Genomic DNA, 21,931 nt, shown 5'->3' on the forward strand with positions numbered 1-21,931 from the left:
CTCACTCCCACCGGGCGTCGAACGCGGTGGCCGGCGGGGTCTCCCCCAGCGGCACCTCGTCGAGCGTGTCGAGCATCGCGTAGATGCCGTTGACCATCGGCGCCACGGCCTCGAGCCGCTCGGGCGTCAGGTCGAGCCGGGCCTGGCGGGCGGCGAGCTGCAGCGCCTCGCCGACCAGCTCGCGGGACTGGGTGGACATTGGTTCCTCCTGGATGGGTGGGTGGACGGCCGGTGGATCAGCCGGGGAGCGGCGGGGTGCGCGAGTGCCAGTCGGTCGCCGCCTCGTAGGCGGCACCGACCCGCAGCACAGTGGCCTCGTCGAAGGGGCGGCCCATGACCTGCAGGCCGACCGGGAGGCCGCCGCCGGCGAAGCCGCACGGCACGGTCAGCGCGGGCACGCCGGCGGCGTTGGCCGGGGCGGTGAGGCAGTTGAGCGCGAACAGGATCGGGTGCTCCTGCCCGCGCAGCACGGCAGTGCTCGATCCGTACGCGGGAGCGGGGATCGCCACGGTGGGGCTGACCAGGACGTCGACGTCGCGCAGCGCGGTGGCGAAGCCGGCCTGCACCAGACCGCGGGCGCGCTGGGCGTTGACGTACGTCGTCCCGCTGATCAGCTCGCCGGCCCGCAGCCGCGCCCGCACCTCCTCGGTGTAGGCCTCGGGCACGCGGCGGATCTCGTCCTGGTGGATCGCGCTGGCCTCCACCCCGGCCAGGGTCGAGATGACGTGCTCGGTGAGCTCGACGGCGGGCACCTCGACGGGCACCAGGACCGCACCCGCGTCGGCGAGCACCGCGATCGCCGCGCGCACCGCGGTGGCGACGTCGTCGTCCGACCAGTCGAAGAACCAGTTGACCGGCACCCCGATGCGCAACCCGGCGACCCCCGTGTCCAGGCCGGTCAGGTAGTCGTCCACCGGGACGTCGACCGACGACGGGTCGGCGGGGTCGTGCCCGGCGAGCACCTGCAGGCAGAGCGCCGCATCGGCGACGGTCTTGGTCAGCGGCCCTGCGTGGTCCAGCGACCAGCTGAGCGCGGCGACCCCGCGCTTGCTCACCCGCCCGTAGGTGGCCTTGAGCCCGACGACCCCGGTCAGCGCGGCCGGGATGCGGATGGAGCCGCCGGTGTCGCTGCCCATCGCCATGAGGCAGAGGTCCGCCGCGACGGCGGCCCCGGACCCGCCGCTGGAGCCACCGGGGATCGTGCCGACGTCCCACGGGTTGTGCGTGGGCGCCGATACCACCCCGAAGGCGAACTCGTGGGTCACCGTCTTGCCGAGGACGATCGCCCCGGCCTCGCGCAGCCGGCGGGTGACCTCGGAGTCGGCGTCGGCCACGTGGCCGGCGCGCACCCGCGACCCGGCCAGCGTGGCGGAGCCCGCGACGTCGTAGAGATCCTTGAGCGCCACCGGCAGGCCGTGCAGTGGGCCCAGCGGCCGGCCCGCGCGCACCGCCTCGTCGGCCGCCGCGGCCGCGGCCAGCGCCGCGTCCGCGTACACCTCGGCGTAGGACTCCAGCACGCCGTCGTACCGGTCGATGCGGGCCAGCGCCGCCGCGACCAGCTCGGTGGACGTGAGCTCGCCGGAGGCGACCAGGACCGCCGCCGCCCGCAGCGACAGCTCGGCGGGATCGGACGGGCGCGCGCCCGGCACGGCTTCCCATGCCTCCGCGGCGGGTGACCGCCCACCGGGCTCCCCCGACGGCACGTGCACCCCGCGCGCCGGCTCCAGGTCCCGCAGCGGGAGACCGCGGAACCGCAGCGCCGCGGATGCCGTGCCCCCGGCCGCCGCGAGGGCGTCGAGCTCCGCGGGCGTGGGCTCGATCCCGCAGTCGGCCAGCAGGTCCCGGATCCGGGCGGCGGCTGGCGCCTCCATCCGGTGTTCGGTCGCGGTCATGCGGCCACCGGCTCGAGGACGGCGTCGAGCAGCCGGCGGGTGACCTCGGTCGCCGGGTTGTGGAAGATGTCGTCCACCGGACCGGCCTCGACGAGCTCGCCGTGGTGCAGCACCGCGGCCCGGTCGCACATGTGCTGCACCAGCGCCAGGTTGTGCGTGATGAGCAGCATCGTCAGATGCCGCTCCTCCTGCAGCTGCTGGAGCAGGTTGAGGATCTGCGCCTGCACCGAGACGTCCAGCGCCGACGTCGGCTCGTCCAGCAGGAGGAACTCCGGCTCGCTGGCCAGCGCCCGGGCGATCCCCAGCCGCTGGCGCTGACCGCCGGAGAACTCGTGCGGGTACCGGTCGGCCTGGTCGGCCCGCAGGCCCACGTGCTCCAGCAGGTCCACGACCCGGTCGCGGACCTCCTTCTCCGGGCACAGCCGGAACTGCCGCATCGGGAAGGCCACCTGCTCCCCCACGGCCCGGCGCGGGTTGAACGCCGACCCCGAGTCCTGGAAGACGATCTGCATGCGCTGCCGCAGCCGGCGCATCCCCTTCGGGGTCAGCCGGGTGACGTCGTGGCCGTCGAACCCGACGAAACCGCTCGTCGGCTCCACGAGCCGCAGCAGCATCCGGCCGATGGTGGTCTTGCCCGACCCGGACTCGCCGATCAGCCCGAACGTCTCGCCGCGGAGGACGTCGAAGGTCGCGCCCTGGACGGCGACGAACTCCTCGCCCGTGCCGAACATCGCCGGCTTGGCATAGACCTTCCGCAGCTCCTGTGCCTGCACCAGTACGTCACGCCCCGACACGGTGTGCCACCTCCATCGTCGCCGCCTGCTCCTCGGCCCGCCGGTGGCAGACCGCTTCCTGACCCGGTCCCGACGCCACCGTCGGCGGGTCCACCTCCCAGCACTCCGGTCCCACCTCGGGACAGCGGGGGGCGAACGCGCACCCCTCGCTGAGTCGCAGCGGCAGCGGCGCCGAGCCGCCGATCTGGTACAGCCGCTGCCGCACGTGACCGGGGCCGGCCGCCTCGGTGCGCAGCCGCGGGACGGAGGCCATCAGCCCCCGGGTGTAGGGGTGCTGCGGTGCCCGGAGGACGTCGGTGACGTCGCCGTGCTCGACGATCCGGCCGGCGTACATGACCGCGACCGTGCGGCACATGTGCGCGACCACGCCCATGTCGTGGGTGACCATCAGGATCGCCGTCCCCAGCTCCTGGTTGATCTCCATGAGCAGCTCGATGATCTGCTTCTGCACCGTCGCGTCCAGCGCCGTCGTGGGCTCGTCGGCGATCAGCAGATCGGGCTCGCAGGCCAGCGCCAGGGCGATGACGACCCGCTGCCGCTGGCCGCCGCTGAGCTGGTGGGGGTAGCTCCGGAGCTTCGCCACCGGATCGGGGATGTGCACCAGTTCCAGCGCGTGCAGCGCCTTCTCGCGGGCCTCCTTCTTCGACAGGCCCTGGTGCAGCCGGATGACCTCGACGAGCTGGTCGCCCACCCGGAAGAAGGGGTCCAGGCTGGTCATCGCGTTCTGGAAGACCATGCTGATGCTGCCGCCGCGGATGGCCCGCATCTCGGCCTCGGACTTCTGCAGCAGGTCCTCGCCCCGGAACAGGATGCGGCCGCCGGCGATCCTGGCGTTGCGCGATCCCAGCAGCCGCAGGATCGACAGCCCCGTGACGCTCTTCCCCGACCCGGACTCCCCGACCATGCCGAGGACCCCGCCGCGCGGGATGTCGAAGGACACCCCGTCGACGGCCTTGATGGTGCCGAGCTCGGAGGCGAAGTGGGTGCGCAGCCCCTCCACGCGGAGCAGTGGTCCGTTCATCGTGCGATCTCCGTCCGTCGCCCTGGTCAACTGGTCTGCTTGTGCGGGTCGAGGGCGTCGCGGATGCCGTCGCCGATGAGGTTGAAGGCGAGCGCCGCCACGAGGATGACCAGGCCCGGGATGGTGGCCACGTGGCCGTAGCCCTCGAGCAGGACGCTGCGCCCGTCGCTGGTCATGACGCCCCAGTCCGGCGCCGGCGGGGTGACCCCGACACCGAGGAAGCTCAGCCCGGCGGCCAGGACGATCATCAGGCCGCAGAGGCTGGTGCCGTAGACGACCAGCGGGGACAGCACGTTGGGCAGGAGCTGCTGGCGCAGGATCTGCCCCTGCGTCGCCCCCGCGGCGCGGGCCGCCTCGACGTACTCCTTGGCCGACTCCTGGACCGTCGCGGTGTACACGACCCGGGCCATGTACGGCACCATCGTGATGCCGATCGCGAGCATCACGTTGGTCAGGCCGGGGCCGAGGACCGCCGCGATGGCGATGGCCAGGAGCACCACGGGGAAGGCGAAGAGCACGTCCAGGACGCGCATGACCGCGTTGCCCGACCGCCCGCCGAAGTAGCCCGAGAACATGCCGATCAGCAGGGCGACGGGGGCGGCCGCGAGCACCGGCAGCACCGCGACGGTCAGCGAGTACCGCCCGCCGTAGATCAGCCGGGAGAGGATGTCGCGCCCCTGCCCGTCCAGCCCCAGCGGGTGGCCGGGGGTGCCGATCCCCTCCAGCCGCTGGGACGCGTCGCCGTCCAGCGGGTCGTAGGGCGCCAGCAGCGGCGCGAACACCGCCACCAGCGTCAGGACGAGCAGGACGCCGATGGAGACGACGGCCGCCTTGTCCCGGCGCAGTGCCCGCCACATCAGCGCCGGCCGGGACCGGCTCCTGATCGTTCCCGCCGCTGCGTCACCGGCCGGGACCGGGGCGACGGTCGTGTGGTCCAGCGTCGTCGAAGTCATCCGACGGCCTCCTTCGTACGTGGGTCCAGGAGCGCGACGACGATGTCGGCGATGAGGTTGACGACCACGAAGACCAGGGCGATGAAGAGGACGCCGGCCTGGATGATCGGCATGTCGTTGGAGGTGATGGAGCTGTAGAGCTGCCCGCCGAGACCGGGCCAGCTGAACACCACCTCGATGAAGATGACCCCGCCCAGCAGGTAGCCGACCTGCAGGCCGACGATGTTCACGATGGGCGGCAGGGCGTTCCGGAGGGCGTGCCGCCAGACGATCTGCCGCTCGGGGACACCGTTGGCCCGGAGCATCCGGATGTGGTCCTGCTGGAGGGCCTCCACCATGACGCTGCGGGTCAGCCGGGCGATCACCGCGGTGGGCACCACCGCCGCCGTGGTCGCCGGGAGGATCAGGTGCCGGAGCAGGTCACCGAGCCCCCCAGGGTTCCGCACGTCGTACATGCCCGACGTGGGCAGCCAGCCGAGCTGGAGGGCGAAGATGCTGATCACCACCAGCGCGGCCCAGTAGACCGGCACGCTCGCCCCGGCCAGCGACAGGAACATCGCTCCCCGGTCGAACACCGAGTACTGCCGGGTGGCGGCCAGCACCCCGAGCGGGACTCCGACGAGCAGGCAGATCACCAGCGCGCCGCCGGCCAGGATGATCGTGTTGCCGAGCTTGGGGAAGACGATCTCCGCGACCGGTTGGGCCATCGTCAGCGAGGTGTTCAGGTCGCCCTGCAGCAGCCCGCCGAGGTAGCTCACGTACTGCTGCACCAGGGGCTGGTCCAGGCCCAGATCGGCCCGCACCGCAGCCATGGACTCCGCCGTCGCCGTCGGCCCGAGCATCGTCCGGACCGGGTCCCCGGGGACCAGCTGCATGATCAGGAAGACCAGCAGCGAGACCCCCAGCAGGACCAGGACCATCGAGCCCGCTCTGCGGGCCAGGTAGCCCGCCATCAGCGGAGCCACACGGTCTTGAGGTCGTACCACTCCTCGCTCGGGTTCACGAAGCCCTGCACGTCGCCGCTGAGCACGTAGGGCGCCTTGTCGTTCACGATCGGCGCCATCGCGGCGTCCTCGTGCACGATCTCCGCGGCCCGGCGCCACAGCTCGTCCGCCGTCTCCTCGTCGAGGGCGGTGGCCGCCTGCTGCATGACCTCGTCGAGCTCGGGGTTGCTGTAGTGCCCGACGTTGGACCCGTTCGGCGCCTGCAGGGTCGAGGAGGTGACGTTGCGCAGCCAGTAGGGGGTGGTCATCCCCCAGGACATCTGCGCCATGCCGGTGCCCGCCGGGATCCCCTCGGCCCACTCGGTGAGGTAGGTGATCCACTCCGTGGTGTCCAGCTCGACCTCGATGCCGACGTCGGCCAGGTCCTGCTGGATGTACTCGGCCATGGGCACGGGCACGATCTGCCCGGAGCCGTCGACCGACGTCATCAGCGTGGTCTCGAACCCGTCGGCGTAGCCGGCCTCGGCGAGCAGCTCCCTGGCCCGGTCGGGGTCGTACTCGAAGTACTCCTCGCTCGCCTCGTACGCGCTGTTGGCCGGGGGCAGGACGCTGTAGGCGGGGTCGACCGTGCCCTGCAGCAGGTCTTCGGCCATGCCCTCCCGGTTGATGGCGTAGTTGACCGCCTGCCGGACCCGGACGTCGGAGAAGATCGGGTCGGTCATGTTGAAGCTCAGGTACCAGAGGTGCGGGGGCGCGCTGGTCGCCACCTCGAAGCCGGCGTCCTCCAGGCTGGCCACGCTGTCGGGCGAGGGGACGGCGATCATGTCGACCTCACCGGCCCGCAGCGCCGACACCCGGGTGGAGGGGTCCGGCAGCGGGCGGAAGACCACGCTGTCGAGGTAGGGGGCCTCGCCCCAGTAGTCCTCGTTGCGCTCCAGCGTGATGCGCTGACCGCGGATCCGTTCGGCGAACTTGAAGGGGCCGGTGCCCGTGGGGTGGTCGGCGATCTCGTCGTTGCCGTACTCCTGCAGCGCGGTGGGGCTGATGATGCCGGTCGAGCCGCCGCCCCCCTGGGTGAGCAGCCGCAGGAAGGCCGAGAACGGCTGCGTCATCTTCATCTCGACGGTCGTCGGGTCGAGTGCGGTGACCGACTCCAGGTGCTGCCAGACGAAGACGGTCTGCCCGGCGGAGCGCTCGTCGTAGAACTCGAAGGTCGGGTCGCTCATGCGGCGGACGTTGAACACGACGGCGTCGGCGTCGAACTCGGTGCCGTCGTGGAACGTGACGCCCTCCCGGAGGGAGAAGGTGTAGGTCATCCCGTCCTCGGAGACCTCCCAGGACTCGGCCAGCCCCGGGACGATCTCGGGGATGGGGGCCTCCTCGGACGTCTTCGACAGGTCCTCGTCGACGAGCGCCTCGTACATCTGCCGGTTGACGCGGTAGGTGACCCAGCCACCGGCGCGGTGCGGGTCGAGCACGTCGGTGTCGGACTCGATGCCGATGGCGAGGGTGCCGCCGCTCTGGGGATCGCCCGCCGGGCCGTCGTCGGCGGCGGCGCCGCCACCGCCGCAGGCCGACAGGAGGAGGGCCAGCGCGAGCAGGCCGGCCGGGATCCGGCCGCGATCCGCGCCGGTCCGGCGCGTTCGACGGTCACAGGTGTTCAGCAAGGTGGGGTCCCTCCATCAGGGCAGCACGAAGCACGACTACACGTGGGGCAAGAAAGGGATTCGGTGCTTCCGGGCGACGCTGGCCGAGCAACCGAGCAGAAACGTAGGGGCGCATTGTTGCTGCGACGTTTCTGCTCTGGAACCAACAGAAAAGTGGCCCGACTCACGGCCTGCGGGCAACGCAGAACGCCGGGGTCGAGGCGGCGGCAACCGGCAAGAAAGCCGGAACGAGGCGGAAACACGTGCCTTCTACGGTCGGGATTCCCACCAATCCGAAGAGGTGACCCGTGCCGGTTTCCCGTCCGTCCGCTGCCGATCTGTCCAGGATCGCCGCGCAATTCCACTTCACCCTCGATGCCGCTCAGGCGGAGACCTTCGGCGCGCTCCTCGAGGCGGGGCCGATGGTCGGCTACGACGCGCTGGACGCGATCGAGAGCCCCGCGCCCGAGGTCCGCTACGCGCGCGGGGAGGCGGTACGGCCGCGTCCCGAGGACAACCCCTACGGCGCCTGGTACGTCACGACCCGCATCGAGGGCGCCCCCGACGGCCCGCTGGCGGGCAAGACCCTCGCGGTCAAGGACAACGTCTGCGTCGCCGGCGTCCCGATGATGAACGGCAGCGCGGTGCTCGAGGGCTACGTGCCCGAGGCCGACGCCACCGTGGTGGAGCGGGTGCTGGACGCCGGCGGCACGATCCTCGGCAAGTCGGTCTGCGAGCACCTGTGCTTCTCCGGGGGCAGCCACACCTCCGACACCGGTCCCGTGCGCAACCCCTACGACCTCACCCGGGCGACCGGCGGCTCCTCCAGCGGATCGGCCGCGCTGGTCGCCGCCGGGGAGGTGGACATGGCGATCGGCGGCGACCAGGGCGGCTCGGTGCGCATGCCCGCCGGGTGGACCGGCATCTACGGGCTCAAGCCGACCTGGGGGCTGGTGCCCTACACGGGCGCCATGCCCATCGAGCCCACCGTCGACCACCTCGGCCCGATGGCGCGGACCACGGCCGACGTCGCCCTCCTGCTGGAGGTCCTCGCCGGCCCCGACGGGATGGACCCGCGCCAGGGCGGACCGCAGTCGGCCCCACCGCGCCGGCCCTCCTACGCCGATGCGCTCACCGGGGACGTGGCGGGGCTGCGCCTCGCCGTGGTGCGGGAAGGGTTCGCCATCGAGGGGCTGTCCGAGCCCGAGGTCGACGAGGCGGTGCGCGAGGCGGTCGCGAACTACGCGAAGCTGGGCGCCGTCGTGGAGGAGGTCTCCATCCCCTGGCACACCGCGGCGATGCCCGTCTGGAGCGCGGTGGCGAGCGAGGGCATGGTCAACACCATGCTGCGGGGCAACGGCATGGGCACCGGCTGGCGGGGCCGGTACTCACCGGACCTGCTCGAGCACGTCGCCCGCGGGCAGCGGGAGAAGGCGGACCGGTTCTCCGACACGGTGAAGCTCACGCTGCTGGCCGGCCAGTGGATGCTGGACACCTACGGCGGGGCCTACTACGCCAAGGCGATGAACCTGGTGCCGGCGCTGACCGCCGCCTACGACGCCGTCCTCGCCGACCACGACCTGCTGGTGATGCCCACCCTGCCGATGGTCGCCACCGTGCTCCCCCCGGTGGACGCCGGGCCGGCCGAGGTGGTCGCCCGGGGCCTGGAGATGATCGTGAACACCGCCCCGTTCGACCTCTCCGGGCACCCCGCGATGAGCCTGCCCTGCGCGATGTCGAACGGGCTGCCCGTGGGGTTGATGCTGGTCGGCCGGCACGGCGACGAGCGCACGGTCCTGCGGGCCTCGGACGCCTTCGAGAAGCACGTCTTCGCACCGCCGCCGCCGCCGGCCGTGGGCTGAACGCGAGGAGGGGCCGGCGTCGCAGGACGCCGGCCCCTCCTGCTGTGCGCTCAGTGGGTGTCGAAGACCTCCTGGTAGGCGGCCACGGCCTTCTCCGTCGCGGCGCGCTCGTCCGCCGTCGGGTGGAACGGATCGGCGGCGGGCGGCAGGGCGCCGAACTTCAGCAGCGCCGCCATGAGCAGGATGCGCGCCTTGGTGGCCGTCAGGTTGTTGCCGGTGACGAACAGCGAGCTGTACTTGTAGGCCATGCCGCCGGTGTTGCCGCGGCCCACCCGGACCACCGGCATCCCCGAGAAGATGGCCGCGCTCAGCGCCGCGTCCGTCGTCGGGTTGGAGATGCCGTACGGCGACATCCCCTCCTCCACGAAGCCCGCGAGCGGCGCCGACGCCAGGTTGGCACCGATCCGCGCCAGCACCTCCACCTCGCCCGAGGGATCCGGGTCGTCGGCCGCGCTCGTGGGGTGGGGCGTGTACCGGCTGTACTTCGTGATGGTCACGACCGGCATGGCGTTCGGCAGCAGGGCGCCGTCGCCGTCCTTGACGGGCACCTCGACGGCGCGGATTCCGCCGGCCAGGGAACCGCTCACCCCGAACACGGCCGAGGGCAGGACCGACAGCCGGACGTCGGAGCAGAACGTGTGCCGCCGGGTGGATACGAACGTCACCTGCGGCGGGCCGAAGCCCCCGATGTCGGCCACGACACCGCCGTGGCCTCCGGCCGCCTCGTAGTTGCCGGGCCGGGCGTCGGTCTTGGTGACCTCCCGCGCCGCGAACACCATCTCGTCGACGACCATCACCGCGCCCATCCGGTTGCGACCGTCGGCGTCCAGCGCGACCCCGGAAAGGATGTACTTCACGCCGTCGACGATGTTGCGGTCGCCGTCGGCACTCAGCGTCTGGTGCGGTCGCTGTGCGGAGTGACCGACGAGCGGGATATCGGTGTCGAGCACCAGCCCCAGCCAGTACATCGTCTCCTCGGTGGTGGGGCTCCCCTCCAGCCACTGCACCCCGGCGTAGCGCCCGCTCGCCACCACGGCCTGCACCTGGTTGGTCGCGCGGGCGAGCACGGCCAGCGTGGGCTCCCGGCCGAGGTGGTGGGGGTAGTAGACGAAGTAGTCCTCGCCCAGCAGCTCCGGGCCCACGTCGCCGTCGCCGGTGTCGGTGCGCTGCCCCGCGGGCAGCCCCTTCGTGTAGCCGCCCGACGGAGCCGGCCGGTAGAAGTCGAAGTCGGCGACCGAGGAGAGCTCCACCGGCCGGCCGTCGCCTCCGGCCCCGAGCCGGTCGATCTCCTCGTAGATCCGGCTGGCGTCCGGGTAGAACGTCTGCCGCGAGTGCGCCGCGGTCGCCAGCGGCGACGTGGTCGCGTCCTCCCAGGGCGAGCCATCGGCCTGCCGCGCCATGTACGGCAGCGGGATCGCACCGTCCTCGGGTCGGAGTTCGGCGACGTGGACCGGCGTGCCGCCGCCCTCGGGCTCGGTCTCGGAGAAGACACCCTCGGCGTCCAGCCATCCGTCCGGCGGCGCGTAGAGCTCGGCGGCATCTGCCTCCAGCGGGTGGGCCGAGAAGGCCTCGATGTAGACCGTCACCGGCGCCGCGAGACGTTGCGGACGCAGCACGTCGTAGCGCGGAGCCGACCCGTCCGGGTTGAGCAACGGAGCCAGGCCGTGCCGGCGGCGTGCCTGGTTGGAGGTCACCAGCGGCGGGCTGTTGCCGATGGTCGCCGTCGGCCCGGAGAAGACGGCGATGCGTGGTCGCGGCATGTGCGGAGTCCCGTTCTCGAATAGTTGTGGCGCAGTTCCGCGGATGCGGACTGCGGATCCCCGCCCTAGTCAGTCGACCGAGACGGTGTTCAGGTCGAACCACTCCTCGCTCGGCGACACGAACCCGTGCACCCGAGGGCTGAGGATGTAGGGGGCCTTGTCGTTGACGATCGGTGCGATGGCCCGCGCGGCCTGCGCCATCTCGACGGCCTGCTTCCACAGCTCGTCCGCCGCGTCCTCGTCGGTGGCGGTCGCGGCCTGCTGCATCAGCGCGTCGAGGGCCGGGTCGGACCAGCCCGCCACGTTGGGCCCGTTGGGCGCCTCCAGCGACGACGAGTTGAGGATGTACAGCCAGTACGGGGAACTCATGCCCCACGACATCTGCGCCATGGACACCTCGGGCGTCATGCCCTTGTTGTAGGTGGTCAGGTAGGAGATCCACTCCGAAGCGTCGATCTCGGCGTCGATGCCGACCTCCGCGAGGTTCGCCTGGATGTACTCCGCCATCTCCACGGGGATGATCTGGCCCGAGCCGGAGGTGGACGTGGTCAGCACCGTGGAGAAGCCCTCGGCGTACCCGGCCTCGGCGAGCAGGCGCCTGGCCTCCTCGGGGTCGTACCGGTAGGCGTCGGGGTCGGGCACCGCCGCCGAGTTGGCCGGGGGCAGCACGCTCAACGCCGGGACGGCGGTGTCGGCGAGGAGATCGGTGGCCATGCCCTCCCGGTCGATGGCGAGGTTGATCGCCTGCCGCACGCGCAGGTCCGCCGTCGGCCCCTCGCCGACGTTCAGGCTCAGGAACCACAGGTGCGGCGGAGCGCCCTCGGAGACCTGGAAGCCGGCAGCCTGGAGGTTCTCCAGGCTGTCCGGGGACGGCGCAGCGATCATGTCGACCTCGCCGGCGCGCAGCGCGGCGGCACGGGTGCTGGCATCGGGCAGCGGCCGGAACACCACGCGGGAGAGCTTCGCCTTCTCGCCCCAGTAGTCCTCGTTGCGCTCCAGCGTGATCCGCTGGCCCCGGACGCGGTCGACGAAGCGGAAGGGGCCGGTGCCCGTGGGGTGGTCGGCGATCTCGTCGTTGCCGTACTTCGCCAGGGCGGTCGGGCTGATGATCGTGTTGTAGCCGCCCTGCGTCAGCAGCCGGGGGAAGGCGGAGAACGGCTGGTCCATGGTCAGCACGAGGGTCATCTCGTCCGGCGTGGTCACCGAGGCGAGGTGCTGCCACACGAACGTGCTCTGGGCCGCCGACTTCGGGTCGTAGAACTCGAAGGACTCGTCCCACATCCGGCGGATGTTGAACTCCGCGGCCGCCGCGTCCACCTCGCTGCCGTCGTGGAAGGTGACGTCCGGCCGCATGTGGAACGTGTAGGTCAGGCCGTCGGGCGAGACGTCCCACGACTCGGCGAGGCCGGGCCGCAGCGGCGGGATGGGCACCTCGCTGGAGGGCTTGGACAGGTCCTCGTCGATCAGGCCCTCGTAGATCTGGCGGGTGACGCGGGTGGTGACCCAGCTCCCGGTGCGCGGCGGGTCGAGGACGTCCGCCTCGGACTCCATGCCGATGACGAGCGTTCCCCCGTCGTCCTCCGCGCCGCCTCCGCCGCCGTCCCCGGACCCGCAGGCGCTGAGGAGCAGGACGGTGGCCGCGAGCAGCGCCGGGCCGCTGCGCACAGGGCGTCGACGTGCCGTCCCGGTCTCTCGCCGTCGTGGGTTCTGACCGAACATGTGTCCTCCTCCGGGGGCCGGCAGGCCGCTCGGGAGAGGAACCTAGGAACCACGTGTGTCAGCGCAGTTGCGCTCCGATCACCCGCCATGGACGTCGTGGTGATCCGCGGCACACGCCGGCCAGCGCGATCCCGGGCACGTCCCCGCTGGGTGCTAGCGCTGTCCCCGGACCCGCGAGGGACCACGTGCGTGTCGGTGCAGTCCCGATCCCGTGCCGGATGGCGCCCGTCGAAGCCCCCCGACGGTGTCGACCGGCCGGCACTACCGGCGCGGGACCTCGATCCACCCGTCCGTGCCGCGCAGCGTCGTCTTGAGCACCTTGCCGCCGGCGTTGCGGGGCAGCGGCTCGCCCAGCACCCGCACGAACTGCGGCACCTTGTAGTCCGCCAGCCGCTCCCGGGCGAAGGCGATCAGCGAGGGCACCAGGTCGTCGGCCGCACCCGCCCGCGGCAGGACGACGGCGCCCACCTTCTCCCCCATGACCGGATCGGCGACGCCGACGACGGCCACCTCGAGCACGTCGGGGTGCTCCGCGAGCGCGTTCTCCACCTCGACGGAGTACACGTTCTCGCCGCCGCGGTTGATCATGTCCTTCGCGCGGTCGACGATCCGCACCATGCCGTCGGTGATCGTGGCGACGTCGCCGGTGTGCAGCCAGCCGTCGACGAAGGTCTCCGCCGTCCGCGCCGGGTCGCCCCAGTAGCCGGCCACCACGTTCGGGCCGCGCACCAGCAGCTCGCCCACCCCCGACACCGGGTCCGGCCGGTCCAGCCGCACCTCGTTCACCGGCGTCGGGAAGCCGACCGAGTCCGCGTGCTCGACCGCGTACTCGTGCGGCAGGAAGGTGGCGATCGCGGTGGTCTCCGACAGCCCGAAGCCGTTGCCCACCCGCGCGTGCGGGAAGGCGTCCAGCAGCCGGTGCACCAGCTCCGGTGCGATGGGGGAACCGCCGTAGCTGAGGGTGCGGATGGAGGAGACGTCGGTGGTCGCGAAGTCCGGGTGCCGCAGGGCGAGCTCGAAGATGGTCGGCACGGCGGTGACCAGCGTGACCCGGTGCTCCTGGATCGCGGCGAGGAAGGGCGCCGGCGCGAACGCCGGCATCACCACCGACTGCCCGCCCAGGCCCATCTGGGTCATGAACTGCGAGCAGCAGCCGGTGACGTGGAACAGCGGCACCGAGATCAGCCCGACGTGCTCCGGACCCCGCTCCAGCGTCCGGCAGCGGATGACGCTCTCGACCGTGGACAGGAAGTTCTCGTGGGTGACCATGGCGCCCTTGGGGCGGCCGGTCGTGCCGGACGTGTAGAACAGCGCGGCGACGTCGCCGTGCTCGCGCGCCGGGATCTCCCCCGGCTCGCCGTCGGGCAGCGGGACGCCGGGCAGGACGACGTGGGCGGCGCCGGAGTCGCCGAGGATGTACTCGACCTCGGGCTCGGCCAGCCGGGTGTTCATCGGGACGACGATCGCGCCGGCCAGGTGCCCGCCCCAGAACGCCAGCGCCCAGTCCAGCGAGTTGCCCAGCCGGATCGCCACCCGGTCGCCCGGGCGCACCCCGGCGTCGCGCAGCCCACCGGCGACCCGCAGCGCGCGCTCCCACAGCTGCGCGAAGGTGACCGACGGCCCGCCGAGCTCGACCACCGCCGTCCGCTCGCCGTGCCGTTCGACGGTGCGGCGCAGCATGTCGACGACGGTGCCGCCGACACCCGCGTAGCGGCGGATCCCGTCCGCGCCGACGTCGATGCCGCTGGTGTCGAAGGGGTACTGCCCGACCGCGACCACGTGCTCTCCCCACTCCCGGCACCCGCACGGCGCCCGCGCTCCGCATTCTGCGCCGCGGAGAGTCGGTCGAACCCTCGGGGGGCGACCCGCCGGTACCGGTCGGGCACCGCGGCCGCCGTCGCGCTGCTAGCTTCCGGCCGGTGAGCGAGGTGACCTCCGGACCGGGCCCCTTCGCCGCGCGACTGCGCGCCCTGCGCGAGCGGCGCTCCCTCACCCAGGAGGAGCTCGCCTCTCGCGCCGGCCTCACCGGCAAGGCCGTCGGCGCGCTGGAGCGCGGGGAGCGGCGGCGCCCCTATCCACACACGATCCGCGCCCTCGCCGATGCGCTGGATCTCGACGGCGGCGAGCGGGAGGCGCTGGCCGCCGCAGCCCGCCCGCCGGCGCGGCCCGGTGGCGACCCTGCCCCGCCCCAGGACCAGGCCGGCGCCCTACCCGCACGGACCAGCCCTCTGGTCGGCCGGGACGCCGAGCTCGAGGAGGTCGTGGCGTCGCTGCGGTCGGGCGCCACCCGGCTGCTGACGCTCACCGGTCCGGGTGGAGTGGGCAAGACCAGCCTGGCGCTGGAGGTCGCCCGCACGCTCTGGTCCGAGTTCCCGGACGGGGTGACCGTCGCCGCCCTCGCGCCCGTGCAGGAGCCGACACTCGCGCTTTCCACGTTGGCGCGGGCGCTCGGCGCGCCGCCCCTGGCCCCACCCCTGCTGGACGGGCTGGCCGCCTTCCTCGGTGCCCGTCGCCAGCTCGTCGTACTGGACAACGTCGAGCACCTGCTCGACGTCGCGGCCGATGTCGCCGAGCTGCTCTCCCGCTGCCGCGGGCTGGTCGTCCTCGCCACGAGCCGGGCGGCCCTGCGGGTGCGCGCCGAGCGCGAGCGCCCGCTGGGGCCCTTGCCCGTGCCGGCGGGTCCCGGGACCGCCGCGGTTGCCGCGTCGCCGGCGGCCCAGGTCTTCCTCGACCGCGCGGCAGCCACGGGCCGGACGATCGTCCTCGACGGAGCCACGGCCGCCGACGTCTCCGCGATCTGCCGGCGGCTCGACGGGCTCCCGCTCGCCCTGGAGCTGGCCGCCGCGCACGCGCGCTACCTCTCCCCCTCGGCGCTGCTCGCGCGGCTGGACTCCGCCCTGGCGGCGCCGCTCACCCGCGACCTCCCGCCCCGGCAGCGCACGATGCGGTCGACCCTCGACTGGAGCCACGACCTGCTCACCGCTGCCGAGCAGCGGCTGTTCCGCCGGCTGTCGGTCTTCGCCGGCGGGTTCGGTCTGGACGCCGCGCAGCACGTGACCGACGACGACGTCCTCCCGGCGGTGGCCGGCCTCGTCGAGCAGTCGCTCCTCCTTCCCGACGACGCCGCCGCAGCACCCCGCTACCGGATGCTCGAGCCCGTCCGGCAGTACGCGGCCGCCCGGCTGCACGAGGCGGGTGAGACGGGGCCGATCGCCGACCGAGCGGCGGACTTCTTCGCCGGCCTCGCGGCGGGGGCCCGGACCGGGCTGCGCACGGCGGAGCAGGCCGGCTGGCTGGACGCGCTGTCGCAGGACCACGACAACCTCGGCGCCACGCTGCGGCGACTCCTCGACCGCGGCGACCCGGGGACCGCATCGGTCCTGCTCGCCGACACGTGGCTGTACTGGGCGCTGCGCGGTCACGCCGCGGAGGGGGTGGGCTGGCTGACCCGGCTCGCCCCGGACGACGGGCACACCCCCGCGGAACGCGCCGCCGGACACCTGGCCGTGGCCGGGCTGGCCCTGGCGTCCGGCGACCTCGCCGGTACGGCGCGCGCTGCCGAGGCCTCGATCGCGTCGGCCAGGGTCGCCGAGGACGACGACGTGCTCGTCGAGGCACTGCTGCTGTCGGCCATGGCCGCCGTCTTCACCGGCGGGTTCACGACCGCCGAGGAGCGGCTGGCCGAGGTCGAGCGCTCGAGCGGGCCCGCCGAGCGACGGTGGGTGGACGCCCACGCCGCGATGGTCCGCGGCCAGCTGCGGTTCTCGGCCGGCGACGTTCCCGGCGGCGCGGCAGCCGTCACGGCAGCCGAGCGGATCGCCCGGGAGCTGGGCAGCCCCTTCACCCTGGCCACGGTCCTCAACGTGCAGGCCACCCTGGCCCTCGCGGCGGACGACGACGCGACGGCGCTCGACCGCTGGGCGGAGGCCGGTGCGCTCGCCGCGTCGGTCGGCACCAGCTGGACCCTGGCCTACACGCTGCCCGGGCTCGCGGTCCTCGCCGCGCGGCAGGGCCGACCGGAGCTCGCCGCCGAGTTGTTCGCCGCCGGCTCCGCGACGGCCGAGGCCGACTCGGTGGCGGTCACGTTCCCGCCGGACCTCGAGGCCGCCGGGCAGTGGTTGCCCGCCGTCCGCGCGGACCTGGGCGAGGACGTCTTCGCCGCGGCCTGGGAACGCGGACGGGGGTTGCGCCCGGCCGACGTCCCCAGGCTCACGGCGGTGCTCAGCGGCCGTACCTCACCCGGCTGACGTAGCGCCGGTACCGCCTCGCGAACACGGTGCGCAGCAGGAGGCGGACCGGCGCGGGGACGGTCCCGAGGATCCGCACCATCTCCTCGGGCGTCGACTCCTCCGCGACCGCGCCGAACAGGATCGGCAGCAGCCGCTTCGGCGTCTCCCCCACCCCCTTCTCGCCGAGTTCGTTCCACTCGGCCTGGGTGATGTGACGAGCGGCGAGCGGCAGGATGTCCCGCTCCTCGTCGTCCAGGTGCTCGATCAGCGCCGTCCGGAGGGCGTCGAAGCCGGACGCCACCTCCTCGCTGACCGCGGGGCGTGCCTCTGCCTCCCAGCGGTCGAGGGCCGGGCCGAGGTCCTCGAGCGCGTCGTGCACCCGCTGGTGCTGCTCCTCCATGCGGTGGACCAGCTCCGCATCGGGCCGGCAGCGCTCCAGCAGCTTCGGCCAGAGCAGCTCGTCCTCGCTGGTGTGGTGGCCGTGGAGTCCGGTGAGGATCAGCCGGGCGTGCTCGGCGAGCACCCGCGCGCGGGCGGTGTCACCGGGGGCGACCTCGCGGACGAGCGCCGGGATCAGCCGGAGCTCCCGGCGGAACACACGGTGCACGACCACCATGTCGTGGACGTCGGCGAGTGGGGCGTTCGTGGTCTGCGTCATGCCGACGAGCCTGCTGACCGGCCGTCGCGCCGAACACCCACAGCGCAGCCACACCACCCCCACGGTCGGCCCTTCGCTCGCCGGGAACCGGCCCCGGCCGCGTCGGGGGTGTGAGCCGGACGGCGACCGGGCACGCTGACGGGGTGAGCGACAAGAGCACCAGCGGATCGGGCTACATCGAGCCGGAGTTCAAGCGGGACGAGAAGTACATCTCCGACCGGATCACCGCCGACGGGCGGGACGGCTGGCCGGTCGAGGCCGGCCGCTATCGGCTGATCGCCGCCCGCGCCTGCCCGTGGGCCAACCGCACGATCATCGTGCGGCGGTTGCTGGGCCTGGAGTCGGCGATCTCGATGGGGCTGTGCGGGCCGACGCACGACGCGCGCAGCTGGACCTTCGACCTCGATCCGGACGGCCGCGACCCGGTGCTCGGCTACGAACGGCTGCAGCAGGCCTACTTCGCCCGCGACCCGGAGTACCCGAAGGGCATCACGGTGCCGGCTGTCGTCGACGTCCCCACCAAGGCCGTCGTCACCAACAACTTCCCGCAGATCACCCTCGACTTCTCCACCGAGTGGACCGCCTTCCACCGCGACGGGGCGCCCGATCTCTACCCCGAGCACCTGCGCGACGAGATGGCCGACGTCATGCAGCGCGTCTACACCGAGGTCAACAACGGCGTGTACCGGTGCGGCTTCTCCGGCACGCAGCGCGCCTACGACGAGGCCTACGAGCGGCTGTTCACCGCGCTGGACTGGCTGGAGGAGCGGCTCACCGACCGCCGCTACCTGATGGGCGACACGATCACCGAGGCCGATGTCCGGCTGTTCACCACCCTGGCCCGCTTCGACGCCGTCTACCACGGCCACTTCAAGTGCAACCGGCAGAAGCTGACCGAGTTCCGCGCCCTGTGGGGCTACGCCCGGGACCTGTTCCAGACCCCCGGGTTCGGCGACACGACCGACTTCCCGCAGATCAAGGAGCACTACTACGTCGTCCACGCCGACATCAACCCGACGCAGATCATCCCGGCCGGACCGGACACCTCGGTCTGGCTGACCCCGCACGGCCGGGAGGAGCTGGGTGGCTCACCGTTCGGCGACGGCACCCCGCCCGGTCCGCCCCCGGAGGGCGAGCGGGTGCCCGACGGCCACGGCCCGGGGGGCATCCCGCACCGCTGACCCGCGTCAGCGGCGGCGACGTCGTCAGCGGCGGCGCGGGAACCAGGACCTGATCCGCCGGCGGCGGTCGGGGGTGCGTTCGGCGTCCAGCAGCTCGGTCTCGGCCAGGGCGCGGTCGACGACGTGCTGCTGGGGCGGCTCGAACGGCTCCAGCGTGCGACCCGTCCCGGTCCGCAGGCTCTCCACCGCGCGGATCAGCGAACCGTCGTGCTCCTGCACCGCTGCGGCGACCACCGACGGCTCCACCCCGAGGTGCTCCCCCAGCAGCCGGTGGCGCATGCCCACGACGACCGCGGTCAGCTCGGCGCGACGGGGGTCGTCCTCCCGCACCTCGATGGTCAGGTCGCACTCGGAGTCCAGCCCCATCGAGCGGTTGTTCAGGTTCGCGCTGCCGATCCGGAGGAGCCGGTCGTCGAGCACCATCACCTTGGCGTGCACGTACACCGGCCCTCCGCCGTCGGTCACCGGCACGTACATGCGGAAGCGGTCGTGCACGTCGGCCTCCCGGACGATGCCGAGCAGCCGGGCGCGGGCGGTGCCCATCGCCTTCTCCTCCAGCCATCCATCGGCCGACTCCGGGTTCACCACGACGAACTCAGGGCCGTCCTCCTCGCCGAGCCGCTCGGCGATCGCCTCGGCGATCCGGCGGTTGGCGAAGTACTGGCTCTCGATGTAGACGGCCTCCCGGGCGACCGCGATGGCGGCCAGCCAGAGCAGTTCGATCTCGTGCACCAGCTCCGTGCCGCCGTGCTCGGGCCGGGTGCGGGAGATGGCGATGTCGACATCGGTCAGCAGCGGCTCCACCTCCTCGGGCCAGCAGGGCTCCACGCCCTCGACCGGCTCCAGCCGGCGGCCGGTGCCGCTCTCCCACCGCTCGCGGGCCAGGTCGCCCAGGGCGCGTGCCGCGGGTCCCGACACCAGGCTCGTCACGTCGTGCCACGGGCCGGTCGGCCGCCGGGAGGTCGGCCGGTGCCGGAGCGGCTGCCGGTCGAGGTGCTCGGAGGTGTCCCAGCGGTCGGCGGTGACGTCGATGCCGCCGGCGAAGGCCAGGCAGTCGTCGATCACCACGATCTTCTGGTGGTGCGCCGCGCCGACCGGGTGGTGGTGGTCCCCGAAGAACGTCAGCCGGTCGGGCGTCCGGCGCATGAGCAGGGCGGCCGGCAGTGTTCCCCGCCGCAGGGACTCCAGCGCTCCCATGCCCCACTGCAGGACCCCGATCTCCAGCTCCGGGTTGTGCCGGACCGCCGCCTCGAGGACCTTCCCGAGCCGGTCGTGGCGTCCCCGGCCCGGGCTGCGCGGGTCCATGCGGATGCGGGGCTCGAAGTCCCAGCCGATGAACAGGACCCGCCGCTCGGCCCTGAGCACGGCCTGCTTGAGGACGGCGAAGTAGTCGGCGGCGTCGACGAAGACCGCGTACCGGGCCGCCCGCTCGATGCGCCAGCACGTCTCGCCCGGGACCAGCACCGCACCGTCCGCGACGACCGGCAGAGACGGGTCCGCCGGGTCATCCGACGCGGTCTGGGTCTCGATCACCCCGGAAGTGTGCCGCAACGACGGCACCGTTCCCGGGTCGTCGGCAACCGCCGGCCGCAGGATGCCACGATCGGGTCATGGTTTCCGTGGCGCGTCCGCGCGCCGGCCGGCAGCCCGGTGCGCCGGTCACCGGGCTGACGATCGACCGCGGGCAGTCGGACCCGGAGCAGTGGCCCTACACCGTGCCGGCCGTCCGGCAGGTGTACGACTCCGGCCTCGCGCTGTCCCCCGGCGCCACGGTGCTGATCGGCGCGAACGGGGCCGGCAAGTCCACGCTGGTGGAGGCGATCGCCGCGGCCTGGGCCCGCCGGATCACCGCCTTCCGCGACGACTGGCTGCAGCGGTCCATCGCCGAGCCGGCCGCCGAGGACTCCGACCTGCACCGCTCGCTCCGGCTGGCCTTCACCCGGGGCGGGCCCACCGGGGGCCTCTTCCTGCGGGCCGAGCGGCTGCACGCCCAGGCCGGGCAGTTCTCCGGCCGCGGCCGCTGGCAGGAGCGCATCGACGGCCCGCTGCTGGGCCGCAGCCACGGCGAGGGCTTCCTGCAGGTGCTCGCCGGCATGGTCGCCGAGCCGGGCCTCTACGTCCTCGACGAACCCGAGTCGGCGCTCTCGTTCGACAGCAGCCTCGTGCTGCTGACGATCCTGCAGGACATGCTCGCCGCGGGCAGCCAGGTCGTGCTGGCCACCCACTCCCCCGTCCTCGCCGCGCTGCCCGGAGCCACCCTGCTGCAGCTCGACGACCGCGGCATCGCCCCCGTCGCGTACGACGACTGCGACCTGGTGACGGCGTGGCGGGCCTTCCTGCGCCGGCCCGAGGACTTCCTCCGCCACCTGGGCTGACCGGGGGCGCGAGGGCACGGCGATAGGGTCGAGGCGCCCAACCGTCTCCCGAAGGGCCCGACCAGGTCCTCAGCACCCTCGCAAGGAGCCTGCTCGTGCGGCCCGCCTTCTTCACGCTGACCGCTGGCCACTTCGTCCCGGACGAGAGCGCCGGCAGCTGGTGGGTGCCGGGCATGCTGAGCGGCCCCCTGCTCGGCGGCCTGCTCGCCCGGGCGCTCGAGGCCGAGCACGGCGACCCGGAGTTCCAGTTCAGCCGGCTCACCGTCGACCTCTTCCGCAACGCCCCGTTCGAGCCCGTGCAGGTGACCACCGAGGTCATCCGGCAGGGCCGCCGCATCCGGGTCACCGAGGCGAAGGTGCTCACCAGCATCGGCGTGGTCGCCCGGGCCAGCGCGGTGCAGCTGCGCCGCGGCGAGCAGCCGCCCAGCCCCGTCCCCACCCGGACGCCGCACTGGGACGCCCCGGACCCGACCCCGCTGACCGAGCCCTACAACGAGTTCCTGCCCGACGGCGACCACTCCCGCCGGGGCATGTGGATCCGCGCGGACCGCCCGCTGGTGGCCGGCGAGCCCCTCTCCCCGTTCGTCCGGGTCGCGCTGGCCGCCGACGAGGGCAGCCCCGTGGCACATCGGGGCGAGACCGAGCTCGAGTTCATCAACGCCGACTACACGCTCACCCTGAGCCGGGACCCGATCGGGGAGTTCATCGGCCTGCAGGCCGGCGGCCACGTCAGCGAGGACGGCATCGCGGTCGGCCACGCGACCGTGCACGACGAGAAGGGGCCGATCGGCTTCAGCATGTCGACCGCCGTCGCCAACATCCGCACCGTCTGACCCACCCCGTCCGGCGTCACGCCGCCCCGTTCCTGCCCCGCCCGCCCGCCCCGAAGGAGCCTGC

Annotated in this window: 17 protein-coding genes; 5 read left to right on the forward strand and 12 right to left on the reverse strand. The window is 73.1% G+C overall.

What is annotated here, in order from left to right:
* Position 1: 1 nt before the first annotated feature.
* From ACI793_RS08840 to ACI793_RS08870, 7 genes are read right to left on the reverse strand one after another with little or no spacing between them, the layout of a single operon-like run.
* On the reverse strand, positions 2–199 hold the full coding sequence (locus ACI793_RS08840; protein WP_456606004.1) for a hypothetical protein: 198 nt from the start codon (positions 197–199) through the stop codon (positions 2–4).
* Between the two features lie 37 nt (positions 200–236).
* The gene (locus ACI793_RS08845) at positions 237–1,892 is read right to left on the reverse strand and encodes an amidase (protein WP_456606005.1); all 1,656 of its coding nucleotides are present in this window, start codon (positions 1,890–1,892) and stop codon (positions 237–239) included.
* Positions 1,889–2,686, reverse strand: coding sequence for an ATP-binding cassette domain-containing protein (locus ACI793_RS08850; protein WP_245158608.1), 798 nt, complete (start codon positions 2,684–2,686; stop codon positions 1,889–1,891). The genes ACI793_RS08845 and ACI793_RS08850 overlap by 4 nt, the downstream gene beginning before the upstream one ends.
* Positions 2,673–3,707 carry an ABC transporter ATP-binding protein gene (locus ACI793_RS08855; RefSeq protein ID WP_456606006.1) on the reverse strand — a complete coding sequence of 345 codons (1,035 nt, stop codon included), beginning with the start codon at positions 3,705–3,707 and terminating at the stop codon, positions 2,673–2,675. Before ACI793_RS08855 ends, ACI793_RS08850 begins: the two co-directional genes overlap by 14 nt.
* A gap of 26 nt (positions 3,708–3,733) precedes the next feature.
* On the reverse strand, positions 3,734–4,660 hold the full coding sequence (locus ACI793_RS08860; protein WP_456606007.1) for an ABC transporter permease: 927 nt from the start codon (positions 4,658–4,660) through the stop codon (positions 3,734–3,736).
* Positions 4,657–5,613 carry an ABC transporter permease gene (locus tag ACI793_RS08865; protein ID WP_456606008.1) on the reverse strand — a complete coding sequence of 319 codons (957 nt, stop codon included), beginning with the start codon at positions 5,611–5,613 and terminating at the stop codon, positions 4,657–4,659. Before ACI793_RS08865 ends, ACI793_RS08860 begins: the two co-directional genes overlap by 4 nt.
* Positions 5,613–7,271 (reverse strand): ABC transporter substrate-binding protein, encoded by a 1,659-nt coding sequence (locus ACI793_RS08870; protein WP_456606009.1) that lies wholly within the window; start codon positions 7,269–7,271, stop codon positions 5,613–5,615. The genes ACI793_RS08865 and ACI793_RS08870 overlap by 1 nt, the downstream gene beginning before the upstream one ends.
* A gap of 287 nt (positions 7,272–7,558) precedes the next feature.
* On the opposite strand from ACI793_RS08870, the gene ACI793_RS08875 reads away from it, so the two are divergent.
* Positions 7,559–9,112 (forward strand): amidase, encoded by a 1,554-nt coding sequence (locus ACI793_RS08875; RefSeq protein WP_456606010.1) that lies wholly within the window; start codon positions 7,559–7,561, stop codon positions 9,110–9,112.
* A gap of 50 nt (positions 9,113–9,162) precedes the next feature.
* On the opposite strand, the gene ACI793_RS08880 is transcribed toward ACI793_RS08875, so the two are convergent.
* From ACI793_RS08880 to ACI793_RS08890, 3 genes are all read right to left on the reverse strand, one after another.
* On the reverse strand, positions 9,163–10,872 hold the full coding sequence (locus ACI793_RS08880; protein WP_456606011.1) for an asparaginase domain-containing protein: 1,710 nt from the start codon (positions 10,870–10,872) through the stop codon (positions 9,163–9,165).
* Positions 10,873–10,941: 69 nt separating this feature from the next.
* On the reverse strand, positions 10,942–12,537 hold the full coding sequence (locus ACI793_RS08885; protein WP_456606012.1) for an ABC transporter substrate-binding protein: 1,596 nt from the start codon (positions 12,535–12,537) through the stop codon (positions 10,942–10,944).
* 315 nt (positions 12,538–12,852) lie between these two features.
* On the reverse strand, positions 12,853–14,370 hold the full coding sequence (locus tag ACI793_RS08890; RefSeq protein WP_456606013.1) for a class I adenylate-forming enzyme family protein: 1,518 nt from the start codon (positions 14,368–14,370) through the stop codon (positions 12,853–12,855).
* Between the two features lie 140 nt (positions 14,371–14,510).
* Between ACI793_RS08890 and ACI793_RS08895 the strand changes: the two genes are divergently transcribed.
* Positions 14,511–16,838 carry an ATP-binding protein gene (locus ACI793_RS08895; protein WP_456606014.1) on the forward strand — a complete coding sequence of 776 codons (2,328 nt, stop codon included), beginning with the start codon at positions 14,511–14,513 and terminating at the stop codon, positions 16,836–16,838.
* Here ACI793_RS08895 and ACI793_RS08900 read toward each other — a convergent pair.
* Positions 16,813–17,478 (reverse strand): hemerythrin domain-containing protein, encoded by a 666-nt coding sequence (locus ACI793_RS08900; protein ID WP_456606015.1) that lies wholly within the window; start codon positions 17,476–17,478, stop codon positions 16,813–16,815. The genes ACI793_RS08895 and ACI793_RS08900 overlap by 26 nt on opposite strands.
* Before the next feature lie 143 nt (positions 17,479–17,621).
* Here ACI793_RS08900 and ACI793_RS08905 point away from each other — a divergent pair, with 143 nt between their 5' ends.
* Positions 17,622–18,659, forward strand: coding sequence for a glutathione S-transferase family protein (locus tag ACI793_RS08905; protein ID WP_456606016.1), 1,038 nt, complete (start codon positions 17,622–17,624; stop codon positions 18,657–18,659).
* A gap of 24 nt (positions 18,660–18,683) precedes the next feature.
* Here the strand turns inward: ACI793_RS08905 and ACI793_RS08910 are convergent, their stop codons facing one another.
* Positions 18,684–20,192, reverse strand: coding sequence for a phospholipase D-like domain-containing protein (locus ACI793_RS08910; protein WP_456606017.1), 1,509 nt, complete (start codon positions 20,190–20,192; stop codon positions 18,684–18,686).
* Between the two features lie 77 nt (positions 20,193–20,269).
* Here ACI793_RS08910 and ACI793_RS08915 point away from each other — a divergent pair, with 77 nt between their 5' ends.
* Positions 20,270–21,034: an AAA family ATPase gene (locus tag ACI793_RS08915; RefSeq protein ID WP_456606018.1), complete on the forward strand. Its 765-nt coding sequence runs from the start codon at positions 20,270–20,272 to the stop codon at positions 21,032–21,034.
* A 95-nt stretch (positions 21,035–21,129) separates the two neighbouring features.
* The gene (locus ACI793_RS08920) at positions 21,130–21,867 is read left to right on the forward strand and encodes an acyl-CoA thioesterase domain-containing protein (protein ID WP_456606019.1); all 738 of its coding nucleotides are present in this window, start codon (positions 21,130–21,132) and stop codon (positions 21,865–21,867) included.
* Positions 21,868–21,931: the final 64 nt, after the last annotated feature.

It is taken from the genome of Blastococcus sp. SYSU DS0617 (assembly GCF_054051075.1).

Excerpts from the sequence above, each read along its gene's own strand:
- ACI793_RS08840 (WP_456606004.1), bottom strand. The coding sequence starts at position 199 with ATGTCCACCCAGTCCCGCGAGCTGGTCGGCGAGGCGCTGCAGCTCGCC.
- ACI793_RS08845 (WP_456606005.1), bottom strand. The coding sequence starts at position 1,892 with ATGACCGCGACCGAACACCGGATGGAGGCGCCAGCCGCCGCCCGGATC.
- ACI793_RS08855 (WP_456606006.1), bottom strand. The coding sequence starts at position 3,707 with ATGAACGGACCACTGCTCCGCGTGGAGGGGCTGCGCACCCACTTCGCC.
- ACI793_RS08860 (WP_456606007.1), bottom strand. The coding sequence starts at position 4,660 with ATGACTTCGACGACGCTGGACCACACGACCGTCGCCCCGGTCCCGGCC.
- ACI793_RS08865 (WP_456606008.1), bottom strand. The coding sequence starts at position 5,613 with ATGGCGGGCTACCTGGCCCGCAGAGCGGGCTCGATGGTCCTGGTCCTG.
- ACI793_RS08880 (WP_456606011.1), bottom strand. The coding sequence starts at position 10,872 with ATGCCGCGACCACGCATCGCCGTCTTCTCCGGGCCGACGGCGACCATC.
- ACI793_RS08900 (WP_456606015.1), bottom strand. The coding sequence starts at position 17,478 with ATGACGCAGACCACGAACGCCCCACTCGCCGACGTCCACGACATGGTG.
- ACI793_RS08915 (WP_456606018.1), top strand. The coding sequence starts at position 20,270 with ATGGTTTCCGTGGCGCGTCCGCGCGCCGGCCGGCAGCCCGGTGCGCCG.